The organism is Nocardia sp. NPDC003979, assembly GCF_053605015.1.
Window position 1 is genome coordinate 34,237 of record NZ_JBSGIJ010000031.1, and the last position, 15,213, is coordinate 49,449.

Annotated in this window: 14 protein-coding genes; 2 read left to right on the top strand and 12 right to left on the bottom strand. The window is 66.3% G+C overall.

Annotation, left to right across the window (positions count from 1 at the left end; all coding sequences use genetic code 11):
- Positions 1–296: 296 nt before the first annotated feature.
- A complete protein-coding gene (locus ACWEVR_RS32350; protein ID WP_452470014.1) occupies positions 297–1,490 on the top strand; it encodes an IS110 family transposase in 1,194 nt (397 codons plus the stop codon).
- 51 nt (positions 1,491–1,541) lie between these two features.
- Positions 1,542–2,327 carry a glycerophosphodiester phosphodiesterase gene (locus ACWEVR_RS32355; RefSeq protein WP_452470015.1) on the top strand — a complete coding sequence of 262 codons (786 nt, stop codon included), beginning with the start codon at positions 1,542–1,544 and terminating at the stop codon, positions 2,325–2,327.
- A gap of 751 nt (positions 2,328–3,078) precedes the next feature.
- On the opposite strand, the gene ACWEVR_RS32360 is transcribed toward ACWEVR_RS32355, so the two are convergent.
- The 12 genes from ACWEVR_RS32360 to ACWEVR_RS32415 all read right to left on the bottom strand — a co-directional run.
- On the bottom strand, positions 3,079–3,738 hold the full coding sequence (locus tag ACWEVR_RS32360) for a GNAT family N-acetyltransferase (protein WP_452470016.1): 660 nt from the start codon (positions 3,736–3,738) through the stop codon (positions 3,079–3,081).
- Positions 3,739–3,794: 56 nt separating this feature from the next.
- The gene (locus ACWEVR_RS32365) at positions 3,795–4,670 is read right to left on the bottom strand and encodes an MBL fold metallo-hydrolase (RefSeq protein ID WP_452470018.1); all 876 of its coding nucleotides are present in this window, start codon (positions 4,668–4,670) and stop codon (positions 3,795–3,797) included.
- A 169-nt stretch (positions 4,671–4,839) separates the two neighbouring features.
- Positions 4,840–5,751: a hypothetical protein gene (locus ACWEVR_RS32370; RefSeq protein ID WP_452470019.1), complete on the bottom strand. Its 912-nt coding sequence runs from the start codon at positions 5,749–5,751 to the stop codon at positions 4,840–4,842.
- The gene (locus ACWEVR_RS32375) at positions 5,748–6,650 is read right to left on the bottom strand and encodes a hypothetical protein (protein ID WP_452470020.1); all 903 of its coding nucleotides are present in this window, start codon (positions 6,648–6,650) and stop codon (positions 5,748–5,750) included. The genes ACWEVR_RS32370 and ACWEVR_RS32375 overlap by 4 nt, the downstream gene beginning before the upstream one ends.
- On the bottom strand, positions 6,647–7,576 hold the full coding sequence (locus tag ACWEVR_RS32380; RefSeq protein WP_452470021.1) for a DUF4913 domain-containing protein: 930 nt from the start codon (positions 7,574–7,576) through the stop codon (positions 6,647–6,649). The genes ACWEVR_RS32375 and ACWEVR_RS32380 overlap by 4 nt, the downstream gene beginning before the upstream one ends.
- Positions 7,573–9,447 carry a type IV secretory system conjugative DNA transfer family protein gene (locus ACWEVR_RS32385; RefSeq protein ID WP_452470022.1) on the bottom strand — a complete coding sequence of 625 codons (1,875 nt, stop codon included), beginning with the start codon at positions 9,445–9,447 and terminating at the stop codon, positions 7,573–7,575. Before ACWEVR_RS32385 ends, ACWEVR_RS32380 begins: the two co-directional genes overlap by 4 nt.
- Before the next feature lie 55 nt (positions 9,448–9,502).
- Positions 9,503–10,534 carry a hypothetical protein gene (locus tag ACWEVR_RS32390; protein WP_452470023.1) on the bottom strand — a complete coding sequence of 344 codons (1,032 nt, stop codon included), beginning with the start codon at positions 10,532–10,534 and terminating at the stop codon, positions 9,503–9,505.
- A 191-nt stretch (positions 10,535–10,725) separates the two neighbouring features.
- Complete coding sequence (locus tag ACWEVR_RS32395; protein WP_452470024.1) at positions 10,726–11,712, bottom strand: hypothetical protein; 987 nt, start codon at positions 11,710–11,712, stop codon at positions 10,726–10,728.
- 140 nt (positions 11,713–11,852) lie between these two features.
- Entirely contained in the window at positions 11,853–12,728 is an 876-nt protein-coding gene (locus ACWEVR_RS32400; RefSeq protein WP_452470025.1) for a hypothetical protein, read from the bottom strand.
- Between the two features lie 52 nt (positions 12,729–12,780).
- Positions 12,781–14,070, bottom strand: a complete 1,290-nt coding sequence (locus tag ACWEVR_RS32405) for a hypothetical protein (RefSeq protein ID WP_452470026.1) — start codon at positions 14,068–14,070, stop codon at positions 12,781–12,783.
- A gap of 55 nt (positions 14,071–14,125) precedes the next feature.
- A complete protein-coding gene (locus tag ACWEVR_RS32410; RefSeq protein ID WP_452470027.1) occupies positions 14,126–14,758 on the bottom strand; it encodes a hypothetical protein in 633 nt (210 codons plus the stop codon).
- A 26-nt stretch (positions 14,759–14,784) separates the two neighbouring features.
- The coding region (locus tag ACWEVR_RS32415) for a hypothetical protein (protein WP_452470028.1) at positions 14,785–15,213 on the bottom strand (429 nt) is incomplete at its 5' end.

The window sequence follows — 15,213 nt, forward strand, 5'->3', positions numbered from 1 at the left end:
TCGGTCGTTCCTACGCTCGACACCAATGGAATTCAGGTTCTGTGCGGTCGCGGCCCCCCGTTACCGTGTTCGTGGGTCTGAGACCAGGCCCACGGTCGCCGGACCCGGTATGACTACTTCCCCCAGTCGAACGCATGATCCGGGGGGTGGTGTCGCCGGGCACCGGTGGCGTCGACGGACCGCTAATGGGGACAGGGCCGCAACTGAGGTCTCTTCGTAACGTGGGTGCCGGGCGTTGACGCCAGATCGGGCGACCGTTTCCACCAGCGTTTTCTGACCTGACGAGGAAACACGAAGTGACACAGGCATATGCCGTGTTCTGCGGCATCGACGTCGGAAAAGGCGAGCACCACGCAGTCGGCCTCGACCCGAACGGCAAACGGCTCTTCGACAAAGCGTTGCCCAATGACGAAGCCCGGCTACGGGCGGTGTTCGACCAGCTCGCCGACCGCGGACGGTTGTTGATCGTGGTCGATCAACCCAACACCATCGGCGCACTACCGGTCACCGTCGCTCGGGCCTGCGGTCACGACATCGCCTACCTGCCCGGGTTGTCGATGCGTCGTATCGCCGACCTCTACCCAGGTCAATCCAAGACCGATGCCCGAGACGCCCACATCATCGCCGACGCCGCGCGCACCATGCCGCACACGTTGCGCCAGGTCGACACCGGCGACGAAACCCTCACCGAGCTCGGTGTTCTCGTCGGGTTCGACGACGACCTCGCAGGAGAAGCGACCCGCACCAGCAACCGCATCCGCGGCCTGCTCACCAGCATCCATCCCGCTCTCGAACGGGTCCTCGGCCCCCGCGTCGCGCACCCGGCCGTGCTGGAAATCCTGTCCCGCTGCGGCGGCCCGGAAGGAATCCGAGCCGCCGGGCGACGCAAACTCACCGCCATCGCCACCAAACACGCGCCCCGCATGGGCGCCCGCCTGGTCGAGGAAGTCCTCGCCGCGTTGCCCGCCCAAACCGTCGTCGTTCCCGGCTCTCACGCCGCCGAGACCGTTCTGCCGAAACTCGCGGACTCGTTGAAAACTGTTCTGCTGCAACGCAAACAGATGGCCATCGATATCGAGGAGATGTTGGCCGATCACCCTCTTTCCCAGGTCCTGACCTCGATGCCGGGCATCGGAGTCAGGACCGGCGCCCGCATCCTGCTCGAAGTCGGCGACGGCACCGCTTTCGCCTCGGCCGGCCACCTGGCCTCCTACGCGGGCATCGCCCCGATCACCCACCGATCAGGCAGCTCGATCCGCGGCGAGTTCCCGTCCCGATCAGGCAACCACAAGCTCAAACGGGCGTTGTTCCTCTCCGCTTTCGCCGCCCTACACGATCCCGCCTCGCGCACCTACTACGACCGGAAACGAGCCGAGGGCAAGAAACACAACGCCGCCCTCATATGCCTGGCCCGCCGCCGCTGCGATGTCCTCTACGCAATGCTGAAAAACAAAGAAAGCTACCGTGATCCGGCCAGACAGGCCGCGTGAATTCTACGTCGGTGTTCGGCAGCGCCGGGCTACAAGTGCCAGACTCAACGAGTGCCTACATCGACCGGAGTAACCGTCGTCGCGCACCGAGGACTCGCGCCTGGTCTCCCGGAGAACACGCTGGCCGCCTTTCGCGGCGCGATCACACTCGACGTCGACGCAATCGAGATCGATCTTCGAGTCACTGCCGACGGGCATCTCGTCGTTATGCACGACGACACAGTAGATCGGACCACCAACGGTCACGGCCGAGTCGCCGACCTGACATTGGCCGAGATCAAGACTCTCGACGCTGGCTCGCTCGCCGGTTCGGCCTTCAGCGGAGAGCGGATACCGACTTACCGCGAAGCGCTCGAGGTGCTGCAGGGACATCGGATGCAGCTGCTGCTCGACATCAAGGACTGCCCACCCGAAGCCAAGGAGGAAATCGTTGGGCTGACCGATCACTTCGACGCCTCACACAAGGTGATCCTCGGTCCGCGCATGGTCACCGACCTGCACGAATTCAAACAACTGGATCCACGCCTGCGGACGTTGGCGCTCGTGCCCGGACGAACGGACCTCCCGCCGGACCCATCGGAGATCGCGGCGTTCCTTGCCGCCGGCGCAGACATCGTCCGTCTCTGGCCAGCCTGGCTGCTGGCCGACCCCAACACCGGCGCTCAGCTAATCGAAAGCGTCGTCGCGCGCGGAGCACCGGTATGGACCTGCGCAGACACCCTCTACGGCGACATCAGCGCCGACGCCCCCGAGAACGATCTCAAGCGACTCGTCGACATCGGCGTAACAGGCATCCTCACCAACCTGCCGGAACTACTGATGGACATCGTGCGCTGAGACCGAACCCGATCGCCCGGTCACTACATCACCTCGCGCAGCACCATCGACTCCGAGCGCCAACCCGCCTCCGACACCAGGGTTGACGAAAACATAGGGAGACCCCCCCGCAACGAGTCGACGGTCGGATCAGGGGGCGAGGAAGACGCCGTGCGTACCCAATGGGGGCCTGCGAGAATCCCGGGTACATCTACTGTGGTCATGGCAGAGCTCTCCAAGTGTCTGCATCTGCTCTGTGGGCGGTGGCAACCGCTTCGCAGAGTTCCTTCGGGTGTCTCCCCGTGCTCGCGGGGAGACACCCGTTCCGGTATCCGAGGCGCATACGCGTTCTTATTGCGACGCCACCTCGGTTCTTTTTGCGAGCAGAACGGTCCGCAACGACCGCCCTACTTTCGGCAGCGCAGGTGGCCCGCGACCAGGTGCCGGTTGTGATGACCACCGTGTTCGAGCACCCGAAACCTTCACAAGGACAGGCGAATTGCGCCATCCCATGCGGCCAGCATTTTCGTCGCTCCGAACACGGTCGAACGTGAATCGCCTGTCTCCGGGCTCGCGGGTTGATCTCCGACCGGCATGCTCGCAACATCTCCGCGCCCACCTGCAACGACTGTCACCCAGCTGCCGCTTTGTTCGACGCGTGCTCTGGCAGTCATGTCGGGGTGTCGTCATGTTTCGTGCCCCGGCGGGAAGGGTCAGCTGCCTTCCCTGCCGCCGGATTTCTTGGGCAGGTTCGGTCTTCCCGTCGAAATGTTCAGCGGAGGCCATGTGTGAAGACTCGGTCTTCGGGGTCTGGGGTGAGGGTCAGGTCGATGCCGGCGAGTTCGCTGAACTCGATCGCTGTGTCGGGGTGATGCACGGTCAACCCGGCTGCCCGATAGAAGCTCGTCAGTGTCGGGGTGTTTGGGAACTCGCCGTAGACCATGTGGGCCTTCATCGTTCGGGCGGCAGCGGTGGCCGCGTGGACGAGTGCGGTGCCGACACCGAGGCGGCGGTGGTTTTCCTCGACAGCGAGGACCTGTATTTCCGCGATGCGCAGCAAGGCGAGCAGGAGGTGGTCGGGGTTGCTGACGATGGCGCGGGTCAGCGACCACATGGTGGGTCCGGTGAGGATGCCACCGACGATGCTGCCGTCGGCGACTGCAACCAACGCGGTGGTGCGGGTCGCCGCGGCGGCGGGGACACCGTGGGTGTCAAGTGTGTCGTGGACTGTGGCGCGGTCACTGCCGAGCAGTCCGTCCCGGTGGAAGCCGAGCAGCTGCTCGACGAGCAGGTCTGGGTCGCCGAATCCGCACATGGCCGCCCAGCGCCTGAACTGGTGTAGCTCGGATTCGCTGTCGATCTCACGCACCGCGACACGGCTGGGCGAAGGCGTAGCGGCGGTACTGGTACGGGTGGTCTGTCGTCCGGTCATCGTTGTCCTCCTGGTAGTGATGAGATGGGTGGCCGGTGATCTGGCTTTCGCATGGTTCAGTGGGTGGTCTGGATGGGTTGCCAGTGGTGAGTGCCGTTCAGGGATGCGACGCGGCCGAATTGGATGTCGGCGAAGTGCATGCCGAATCCGAGGATGTTTGGCTGGGTGAGTTGGTCGATGAGCCATCGGGCGCTTTCGCGGGATCGGTGAGGGTCTTCGTCGTCGACGCTGGTCAGGTCCGGGTGGGTGATTTGAGCGGGGGTGGTGAGGGCGTCGCCGAAGGCCAGCAGTTGTTGGTCACCGCTGGTGAGTCGGTAGCTGGTGTGGCCCAGGGTGTGGCCGGGAGTGGGGACCGGGCGAACACCAGGGAAGATCTCGTCCTCGCCGACGGTGCGGAGAACTTGGGCGGCGATGAGGTCGAGGACTTCGGGTGGGGTGCCAGCGGCGATGGCGCGCTCAGGCTGTTGCCACTCGGTGTCGGCGACCAGGATGGGGATGTCGGCGAAGATATTGGTGGTGGTGTCGGGGTGGGACTGCCACAGCCAGCCGAGGTGGTCCATGTGCAGGTGGGTCAGCGCGACGAGTTCTATGTCGGTGACGCTGCGCCCGGCGGCTGTGAGGCTGTCAAGTAGCCGCCCCCCGCGAAGGAGTCCGACTGGGGTGGGGACTGCCAGGGGTCCGAATCCGGCGTCGATGAGCATGGCGCGGTTGCCGTATTCGATCAGCAGGGCGCCGACGCTGGCGGCAAGGTAGCCGTCCTCGTCGATGAGGTCGGCGAATTGCCGCCAGATCTGTTCGTCGGCGTCGGGAAACCAACGGCGGGGGTCGATACGGGCGACACCGTCTGGGAGGTAGGTGACGCGGTGCTCGCCCAACTCGATGCTGCGCAGGTCGAGGGCTTGGCGGTGCAGACGTTCACGGGTGATCGTCATGTCAGGTTCTCCTGGTGAGGGTTGGGCCCGCGACCGGATGTCTCGGGCGACCACGGTGGGTCGCCGTCGGTGGCGGCGGTTGTTCGGTCGGCTGGGGTCACCCCGCCCGCGTGGGCGGGTCATGACCGGCACTCGAATTTCACTGCGCGGCGGGGTGTTCGGCGTGTGGTCATGGGTCCCGTCCGCCCTCGATCACCACATCCGCACCCGCGACTACGTCATCTCCGTAGCCGAGGTCGTGGCTAGGCTCCTCGTGGCGGATCGGTCCGGTGATCGCGGCGGCGATGGCCTGGTCGAGAGCGTGGTTGGGCTCCGGGGACCGTCCGCCGGCCAGGCTCGCACGGGCTTGGTCGACCCAGTGCTGTGGGGTGGGCAGCGACGGGCTCGGGTGGTGACCGGACGGAGTGTTGGCGGTGATGGATTTGCGGTACGTGTCCGCGATAGCGCCGCCGGTGTAGGCGCCCCAGAGGGTTTGGACATCGTCGAGACTCATGGCGCGGTAGAGACTGATCCGCCGCGTGAGGTCGGCAGTCGCGGCGTCGGTGACCTGGGTCAGTTCTGTCTTGTCGAGGTTGATGGTGTCGGCGGTGATCACGCTGCGCCGCCAGACCGCGCCCATATTGCGGCGGAACTGGACCGCCGGTGCCGAGTCGGTGTCCGCGGGGCTGCGGTGATGGCTGAGAAGGTGCTCACGGACCACGCTCACTGCGGCCATGTCGACCACCAAGTGGGTATCAGCCGCGACCCGGCTGCTGCTGCGACGCCCGGAATCGGTACGCACCGGGGGCAGGATCTGGTCCGGCGACCACGGTCGCTGCGACGACCCCAGCCGTCGAGCGACGTCGAGCCACACCGCCGGGACACCGTTGCCACGCAGGTCGATCTCGAGCAGTGCGCGCTCACGGTCCACGGCGGTACTCTGCTGACTCAGCTCCGGCCGGTCCGCGGTGAATAGCCCTACGGCATTGAGAGTCCGGTGCAGCCGGGCGCTTTCGGCAGTGAGCTGGTGTACCCGGCGCAGCCCTTCGGCGTAGTCAGGACGAATATCGCGGACACGTTGCGGCATCGGGACCCGGCTCACCAACCTGCTCCGTCCACGTTCGACAACACCAGCGCCGCCTCGGCGTGTTCGACAACCCCGGTCCACGGCCGGTCGGGCTCCGACGGGGCACTGAACACCACCTCTGCGGGCACATCGGCAGGTGGTGAGATCGCTGCCTCTACCGCGCTGCCGATAGCGGCTCCGGCGGAGACGAACTGTGCTTGTACGCTGCCCAATTCGGTGTTGATGGCAGCGCGCAGGTCCGATGTCGTGGGGAGCGCTGCGGCGTCGTCGACGGGTATTGCGGCGTCGGTGGCCAGGGCTGCGGCTTGTCCGGCGTAGGAGCGGGTGTCGGTTTCGGTTGCTGCGTGCCAGCGGTGCACGATCTGTTCGCCGCAAACACCATCGAGTGTCGCGGCGGCGTAGTGCGCCCAGTCCGAGACGTCGCCCCACAGCTCCACCGACAGCTCGGACGTCAGGCCGAGGATGTTGGTGACTCCGGCAGTGCGCATCCGCACAGCGTCGAGTTTGGTGCGCAAGCCTGCCGACGCGGTCTCGCCGGTCGGGTGCTCGAGTTGGTGGTAGGCCGCGTCGAGCGCTTCCCATTCCTGGATGCGGGCGACGTCGGTGGTGAGATCGGTCAGTATTCGGTCCCAGTCTGTCGGGCCGGGATCGACGAGAGCTGACCTTGGATCCCAGGGGACGCCGCTTTCCCCGCGAGCTTGGACTTGCTCGATCCACACTCGCGGAACCCCACCGGCACGCGCGGCGGCGGCCAGATCCGCACACGCCACCGCTTGGTGGTGATAGGTCACCAGCCATTCTTGCGGTGCGAGACCGTCGAAGGTTTGCGCTTGGGTGAGCAATCCCACGACTGCCACACTGCGGTTTTGCAGGGCTTCCAAAACGCGGGCCTGGGCCCGAGTCGGTTCGGTCATGGGGTTCGCCCTTCTTCCGTGGGCGCGTAGGCGCGGAAGTCGGGGCCGAACCCTGCCCGTTCGACCGGGGTCCGGGAGCCGAGCGGGCCGAACCAGTTGCGGGGTACCCGGGTGCTGGCCAATCCGGGCAGGTGCTGGTGATCGTAGGGTGTGCAGCGGTGCAAGGGCCCGTGAGCGGCGTCGAGGACGATGCGCATGGTCGGATCGATGTTGCGCACGAACAGGTTCGACATCGCGGTGTTGTCCTTGGAGATCACCGCGGCCTCGAAGGCGGCGTGCAGCAGCGCGAACCGGACCGCCACACTGTGGTGGTCGAACCACCGCGTGCACCAGGTGTAGGTCCCCTCACGTTGCTGGGCGGCGATTCTCACCGCGGTCACCGGAAGCAACCACTGCTGCACCCACAGCGCGTAGTGGTGAAATCGCGGCGGGGGCGGCGACTTGTTCTCGGCGGTGTCGCTGTCTTCGGACGTGGTGGCGGGATCTGCATCCTGGACCGACTCGCTGTCGTCATCGCCTGCGTCGGGTGCGGTGATTCTGTCGGTGGGAAAGGGTTGGAACGGCAGCGATGGGGCGCTGACATGCTCGGTCGGGGTGCAGCGGTGCAGAGGCCCGCGTGCGGCGTCGAGGATCACGCGCATGTGGGGGTCGATGTGACCGGTGACGAAACTGCTGGCGCCGCTGCCTCGGTAGGCTTCGAACGCCGAATGCAGATGCGCGATCCGCACCGCTACCGGTCGATGTAGCCACCACTGCGCGCACCACGTGCGAGTCTCGTCGCGCTGCCCCTGGGAGAGGCGGACACTGATCAGCGGCAGCAGCCACGTCTCGGCGAACGCCACGAAATCCGGATACGCGGGCTGGGGCGGTGGCTTCTTCTTCCCCGTTCCTCCACCGCTGGTTGCGGCAGGAGCCGGGCCGGTCACCGTGAGCTCCCCTGCGAGCCCGGATCGTCGTCACCGTTCGCGACGGTGATCATCGATTCCGTGTTCGTGGCGAACCGTTTGAGGGACTCGTGGATGATCGGTGCGTATTCGGTGTTCTGCCACCAGATCTTCTCGACCACTACTGGGCCATGCCCGGGAATGCGTACCAATGCACGATCTTTGGGCAGCGCCGCCAGGGGTGCGATGTCGAGGATGGGTTCGGCTCGCCAAGACAGTGTCCGGTTGGTTCCTCCCGCGCCGCGACTGCGGGAGCGGTCGGCCACATCGTGTTGGCCCGCCATCTGCGACCAGTGCTGCAGGTAGTCCACTGCGGCGATTCCTCCGCCGTAGACCTCGATCGACTGGGCCCGCATGGTCTTCAAACCGTTTGCGCCCCACAGGTCTTCGCCTTGTTCGAGGACTTGCAGGATCGTCATGAGGATGATCCCGCAACCGCCGGCATAGGTGTAGTAGGAGGGAAGCTCGGCCAGGCGAGCACAGTTGGCGGCCTCGTCGAGCACGCCCAGCAGCGGTACCCGCAGCCGCCCGTCGGCGCGGGCCCTGGCTGCGGCCAGAGCTGCCTCGATGATCTGCCCGACCAGCGCCGAAGTCAGCGGCGTAGCGCCGTCGGGGCCCGCCATGCTCAGCGCGTAGACGGTGTCGGTGGAGTTGACGAAGTCCTGGGGTGTGAATTCAGGCAGATCGTGCGTGCGCCCCAACGCGGTTTCTTCGATCGCGATGGACGTGGCACCGCGGCGTTTGTCGGTCTGCTCCCGCACTCGCAACCGCGTGCGTGACGGTGGAGTGACCATGCGCGCGTAGTCGGCGTCAGCCAAGACGTTCAAAAATCGTCGGGCCATGTCATACAGGCCATCGCGCTGACGGGAGTAGAGGGCCTGGGATTCGCGGATCCGATCCGCGGGTCGACCCTGGCCGTGAGCATCGAGAATCATTGCCGGGGTCTGGTCTTGGTCTTTGCCGAGCCATTCGGCCACATGCAGCAGATCCCCGCCCGCGCGGGCAGCAGCCAAGATATAGAGCGCCAGCAATTCTTGCGCGCCGCCGTCGAAGTAGCTGTCCACCTTGGCATTTGCCGCTTGTGCCGCGGTTCCCGAGGAGGCGGAAACGAAGAAGGAAGCCAGTTTGCGCGCCGTAGGTAGGTTGGTGATCTGGGTCAGCAGGTTCACCCAGAAGCCGCATGTCGGTGTGCCGGTGACTCCTTGCAGGTCCGACAGCCAGATACGGCCCTGTTGTTCGCGCCCGGCGAGGGTGTGCCGGTAGAGGTCGGGTTTGTTGGAGGTGGCCAGGCACGGCCCCCACGCGGCGAGCACGGCCGGGATCGCCCATGCCATGGTCTTTCCGGTGCGGGTGCCCGCCGCGATCGTCACGCCCAGCTCGGCGGGCACGAACAACTCGATGCCACCGACGACGGTCCTGCCCAACGGAGGGCCTTTCAACGCCCGGATCTCTACAGGTGCGTCGGCCAGTAGTCGCTCGTTGGCGGCGACGTTGTCACTGGCGCGGGCCACGCGAATCTGGTTGGGACGCTGCATGGTTTTCGCGGCAGCATCGATCTCGCTCGGCGCGCGGAACCGATGGCGAGCCGCGACGACAATTGCGGCTTCGACCGTGTAGAACAGCACGGCCATTACGCTGGCTTGCCACGGCCACGCGAGCGCACCGAGAGCTACCCCCGCCAGCGCCGCTCCGGGATGGAGGGTGACCGGTAGCCCTGCGGCCCAGCTGCCCACCGCGAGGGCTGCCCAGGCGGTAAGCCCGGCCGCGAGCGCGGCGAGAAACAGCAGCAGCAGAGTGGTTTCCTCTCCAAGACCGCCTTTGGTGCGGCGGCGCGTCTCGCGGTTCGAGATCATGGGCGAACTCCTTCTGCGGTGGCAGTGACTGATTTCGGCTCGGGGACAGCGGATTTCATCGCGACACTCCGATCTCGCGGTGGCTGCTGGCGTCGAGTTCGTCGACCGGCTCGGGTTCCGGCACCGATCCCTGGCCGGGCTGCGGTTCGCCGATCGCCGCGGCCACGGCCGCCTCGATCCGGGCGGCGGGCTCGGCTTCGGCCCACCGGGGTTCCGGAGGCGGATCGATGGGTGTGGTGTCGTGGACGTAGCTGCCGTCGCGTCCGGCCAGATAGGCGGTGTGGATCTGTTCCGGTGTGGCACCGGACAGTTCGGCGGTGTCGCGCGCGGTGCGGGTCTGCGCAAGCAGGTTGTCCAGCTGTGCGATCAGGTTTTGGTCGTCGCTGTGGATGCCGGTGAAATGCGTGCTCGTATGGGTGTGCTCGGCCGTGAGGTCTTGTACCTGTCGCAGCGCGCTCGCACGCGCCACCGCGCGTTCGTCGGTGCCGGTGTCGAGGTCGCCGTGTAGTTCTTCGGTGTCGAGCAGGGCGTCGGTGGCGGCGATGATCGCGTCGATCTCGTCCATGGAGACGATCTCGGGGCCGCGTCCGCCCAGGGCGCGATCGAGTAGGTTGGCTGGGTCGGCCTGCGCACCCAGGGCTCTGTCCTGGGGGCGTGAGCGGGCGCCGTCTTGAACCGAACCGGTGATGCCGGGTTCGATGCGTCCGGTGATGACGGCGGCTTGACTGAGCGTCCGCCATGCCAGGTCATCGACCGGCAGGTCACCGGCGGCTTTGGCTTGGGCGAGCCGGAAGTACTCGGCGCGGGTGGTTTCCGGTCGCGCCTGCCACACCGCGGTGGCGGCATCGAGCTGCGACCACAGGCTGCGTTGCTCTACCGGCCCCGACCGCCGCCACTGGGTATCCAATACTTCGGCGCGGCTGGTGAGGTCGGCGATCTCTGCGGGGGTTTCCCCGTACGGCGCGATTTCGCGCAGGTAGTGGTAGCGGGTGAAGTCGGCGCGAAGCTTCGCTTCTCGAGGGCTCGCGGCGTCGCGGTAGTAGTCGGGGTCGGTGGGTGAGCCGGGTTGGGTCTGATGCCAGGTCATCGCTGTGTCCTGGCGGGGTGTCGGTGGCGGGGTGCTCGGTTGGTGATGGAAGGGGGAAGTGGTGACATCGCACGGCCTCTGGTTCAGCAGAAGGTGTTCGGTGTCCCTGGTGAGCAGGTTCGAATGTCGCGGTCAGTACCCGTGACCGGACATCGACGTAATCAGCTGTGGCTGTTGCTGATCCGCGCGTTCTAAGGGTCATTGCCGTAGTCGAGGTGGTGGCCGGGATCGGGGTCGATGTCGATGCGGTGGTCGGTGCCGACACCGGGCGCTGTGCTGGTGAAGCCGGCGGGTAGCGCGTCGTCGACGGCGGCGGAGATAGCGGCGAGAGCGGTAGTGGCGTCGGTGCCGAGTTCGGTGTCGGCCCCGGCCAGCGCGGCGTCGAGGAATTCCGCGCGCATCGATGCTTGTGCGGCGAGGATCATCTGTTTCGGGGTCGGCGGCGAAACGGATGTCGCAACGGCACGGGTGCCGGTAGCGGGGTCGGGGGCAACGTAGAACGGCCTGGTGGGTTCGTCCGTCGGGCGGGCGTAGGTCTTCCACTTCTGAATGAGATCGAGCTCGTTGTCCCTTTCCAGGTCGATGGCATGGTGGCGACGTACCGGCTCCGCGCCCGAGCCCCACAGTTCCTGCGCCTCCTGAGCCGTGATGCGGGCCGCGCCAGCGAGCACCGTGGCCCGCTGGTGGAAGAGCTCCATGTTGGCAATGAATTTCGCCTCGGTTTCCGGGTCGCCGCCGAAGCTGTAGCGGCCGGAGGCGATGCGTTCGCTGCGCTCGGCGTGGATGGCGGCCATCCGTTCGAGCCGCCACAACTCCACCGCGAGCATGTCGACGTGAAAGCTCGCCGCTGCGTCGTCGCGAGCGGGTGAGGACAGCGCCCGGGTAGTGGCATCGACACGAGGACGGCTGCGCTGTTGCCCGAGCGCGGCGGCGTCAGCGATCTGCCCGGCGTCGACACCCGCGCTCAGTGCCGTTTGCTCCCAGCCCTCACGTTCCCCGTCGAGAGCCTCGAGATGCTGTTGCCACGCAGCCTCGGGGCCGCCGTCATCGACGGCGTCGAAGCCGGTCCAGCCCGCGTCCAGGATCCGGGCGTGCTCAGCTGCCAAATGCCCGATCGTCAGCAGCATTCGCATCTGCCACTGCGGCACCGTCTCAGGCGGCTCATTCGGTGCGGTCATGAAGATCTCCCGGTTCGGAGTTCGGTCGCGGTTTCGATGGCGGTGTCGACCAGCACCGGTCATGCCGGGACCGCTGCGGTCCGGCCGCGGATGCTGGCGATGTCGGTGACAAAGCTGGCGAGGGTGCGTATCGGTGTCGGTCATCGCTCGACTCCTTGGTTCGGGTCGGCGTCGACGAAGACGGCGACAGGATCGGAGTTCGGCAGGTCCGTCTGCTCGGGTGCGGGGTGTGTTGGCGCATCGGCAGCGAGGGCGGTCTCGATCGCGATCGCCGCATCATCGAGGGACTGATCAGCACTGGTGGGTGCGTGTTGGGCGGTGAGTGCGTCGGCCACCTGGGCGACCATGCGGTCCGGGGAGATCGGCATCGCCGCGGCCGTGTCCTCGGCGGTGATCCCGGCCGCTTGCAACACGACCACCGGGATCGTCGCGGCACTGAAGTCGGTGGCGACGATCCTGTTCCACTGCTGCGCCACCACTTTCAGGTCCGCAGAACGTAGCTGGTCGGTCACCTCGGTGGACCAATGTCGGTGCCCGCGTGACCAGACCTGATGCTGTTCTTCGGTGCTCAGCCCCAGCGCGTGCGAGATCGCGCCCAGACGCTGCCAGGTGATCCCCGTGATGCGGCGGAATCGGGCGAGGACGTCGCCGTCAAGGCCGCCCTGCCCGATGTAGACCGCGCCGACCCCCGCCATATCCTGCAAACCGCGGACCTCGCGACCCAATGCCGATACCAGCTGCTCACGCTCGACCAGGCCCGAGCCCAACATCGCCTGCCCTGGTTGCCAGCGCACACCACGCTGCCCGGCCGCACGGGCGTAGTCGACCCACGGTTTCGGTACCCCGACTGCGAGTGCGACCTTTTCGAGCTGGGCCAGTGAACGCTGCCCTATCCCCCACAGCTCTGCCGCGTCCTCGGCCTCGGCCAGTGGTAGGGGTCGATATTGTTCGTTGTCGCGTGCCAAGTTCTGGATGCCCTTGAGCAGATGCTGCTGCAGCGCGGTCGCAGTGGCCATCACGACACCGCGATTCGGCACACAGCCCGCGCGTACCGACGCCGTGGCCCGCTCATAGGTCCGGCTCCGACACCGTCACCGAGGAGATATCGAGGCCGCCCGGATCGAGGTCGATCACGTCCACTGACACCGCACTCTCACCGCTGCCGCCATCGAGTGCAGCATCCATCGCGTCGGTGATGGTGGCGGCGGGGTCGGGGTCCGGTTCCAGCAGCCTTGCGGCGGCGTGCGCGAAGTGGATCTCGGCGGTCAGTTCCTCGGCCAGTCCGCGCACCGCATCCAATGAGACGTGGTGTGAGTACTCGGGTTCGGCGACCTCGTCCGAATTCCCGTCGAGGCTGTTGTCCGAGGGGGCATCGAGGTCGCCGTCGAAGTCGATGTCGACGGTCTCGACGTCAATCACGTCGGTGACGTCATGACCGGAGTCCTCGGTGAACCGCGCCTCGAAGGCATCGGCGTCGAGGCCGTGGTCCTCGGAAAGGTCTCGCGCGGCGTCGGCCGCCGCGAATGCCGCCGACGACGCTGCGGTCTGTCCGACGTCGCCTTCACCAGACAAGGTCTCGGTGAAACCCGCCGCGCGGCGGCGGACATTGATCAGCAGTTCCTTGTACTCGACGTCGAGCTCGTGGAGTTCACCGGCGCGGGTCTCGCGGCCCTCGTAGCCTCCGATTTTGGCGTCGTGGACTTGCTGATTGTGTTGGTACTGCTGTTCGCCTAGCCGATCGCGGCGCGCCAGGTCCTGATCCGAGCGCCCCATCCTGGCTTCAGTTTCCCGTTGCGAAAGTTGCTGTGCTTCGTGGTTGATGGTGATCCGTTCACGGATCTCCTCGATGCGGGCTTCGTTGACTGCCACCTTGGATTCGGCTTCGGCGATCGTCGTGTCGACCCGCACCGAATGCTCACGCTCCGAGCGCCCCTTCCTGGCTTCGGTTTCCTGTCGGGAAAGTTGCTGTGCTTCTTCGTTGATCGTGATCCGTCCCCGGATCTCATCGACGCGGGCTTCGTTGACCGCCGCCTTGGATTCCGCTTCGGAGATCGTCGTGTCGACCCGCACCGAATGCTCACGCTGCGAGCGTGCTTCGCGATTCTCGGCGTGCGCGACCCGCTGGTCGTGTTCACTACGGGAACGGCTATCGCCTCCGCGGCCCCGCATGAGTGCGGCGGTAGTGTGCGCGGTTTGCAGCGCTTGCACTATCCCCTGGCGTGCTTGCTGGCCGCTCTCCTCGAGCGGATCCCCGCTCATAGCGGCACCTGTAATCCGGCCAGACTCCACGCGTGCCCGTATCCAGGGGCTCGGCAGAAATCTCGGTCCACCGTTTCGTCGGATGTTTGCCTCGCGCACAAAGCCATCGAGGCCGTGCCCACTGCACTCACCGTTGGTGCGATCAGGTGGGCGATCATGGCTTGTCCTCGTCGGAGTCGATCAGGGTCGCCGGGTCGGTGCCGTGCCATTCCACGATCGGCGCACCCGAGGCGCGCCCTGCCGGGTTGCGCAGCGGGTCGGTGACCACCTCTAGGAGCAGATTCGCCGCGAGCGCGCTGTGGTGCAGCCCGACCAGGTCGACTCCGTGCGTGCGGGCCATGATCAGTCGTAGCCGGGCCGCCTGTGCTCCCCACTCGGCGCGGGCCAGTCCAGCGACCCAGATCGCTTGCTGCGCACCCGATTCCGAGGCCCGTGCGACGGTGATGGTTCGCGCGCCTGGGTGGCGTTCCCGCCAGATGAGGTCGCCTCCGGTGCGCGCGACGGTGAAATGGGTAGGAGTGCCCGCGCTCCACAGCACCAGCCGAGGACCCCGCCCTGCTTGAGCGGCGAAGAGCGGTTCGACGCGCTGTTGGGCCTGATTCAGCGCGCAGACCGCGGCGAAGTCTACGCCGGCGACTCGGCGCAGAGCACGGACGAACCGACTGAAATCGGCGGTGCCACGCAATCCGTGTTCCACGGCGAACCCTTCGAGGGCTACGACATCGGTGATGCGGCGCAGGTGCACGGCATTGTCGTCGATCAAGTCGTTGATCTCGAGTTGTGTCATTCGCGCCCTGCTGGTTCGGCTTTCGGTCACGGCTCGACCTCCGATCCCCCGCGTACGGGTTCGTGTTCGGGATAGGTGTGAGCTCGTTGGTCCTGCCCAGCCGTATTCGAATCGGTGTCGATTGCGATCTCGAATTCTGTTGTCGCAGAAGTGCTCTGGGGCAGAGATACGTCGAATTCGTCGGCGCCCAGTGGTGGGCGGTCGGGACGTCGGTCGGCCGCGATGTGGTTCCCTACCCGCTCCGTCAGCGCATCGTCGATGACACCTGCGAGGGTGTCGGCAAGGCGGACTTGGATCGCGAATTCCCTGCGTTCGCCGGAGTCACCGGAGGCGTTGGGGTTGGGGTCGGGTGTCATGGGTTCCTTACCTTTCTTCGTGGGTGCTGTAAGCCACTGGCTGCCATAGGCTTTCCAGCACCCGGGAGTGCCGGGTATGGCTTTCATGGAGTTGCCCCT

Bases quoted from the DNA above. Each gene is read 5' to 3' on its own strand.
- ACWEVR_RS32360 (WP_452470016.1), bottom strand. From the start codon at position 3,738: ATGACCGGACGACAGACCACCCGTACCAGTACCGCCGCTACGCCTTCG.
- ACWEVR_RS32365 (WP_452470018.1), bottom strand. From the start codon at position 4,670: ATGACGATCACCCGTGAACGTCTGCACCGCCAAGCCCTCGACCTGCGC.
- ACWEVR_RS32375 (WP_452470020.1), bottom strand. From the start codon at position 6,650: ATGACCGAACCGACTCGGGCCCAGGCCCGCGTTTTGGAAGCCCTGCAA.
- ACWEVR_RS32385 (WP_452470022.1), bottom strand. From the start codon at position 9,447: ATGATCTCGAACCGCGAGACGCGCCGCCGCACCAAAGGCGGTCTTGGA.
- ACWEVR_RS32390 (WP_452470023.1), bottom strand. From the start codon at position 10,534: ATGACCTGGCATCAGACCCAACCCGGCTCACCCACCGACCCCGACTAC.
- ACWEVR_RS32395 (WP_452470024.1), bottom strand. From the start codon at position 11,712: ATGACCGCACCGAATGAGCCGCCTGAGACGGTGCCGCAGTGGCAGATG.
- ACWEVR_RS32400 (WP_452470025.1), bottom strand. From the start codon at position 12,728: ATGGCCACTGCGACCGCGCTGCAGCAGCATCTGCTCAAGGGCATCCAG.
- ACWEVR_RS32410 (WP_452470027.1), bottom strand. From the start codon at position 14,758: ATGACACAACTCGAGATCAACGACTTGATCGACGACAATGCCGTGCAC.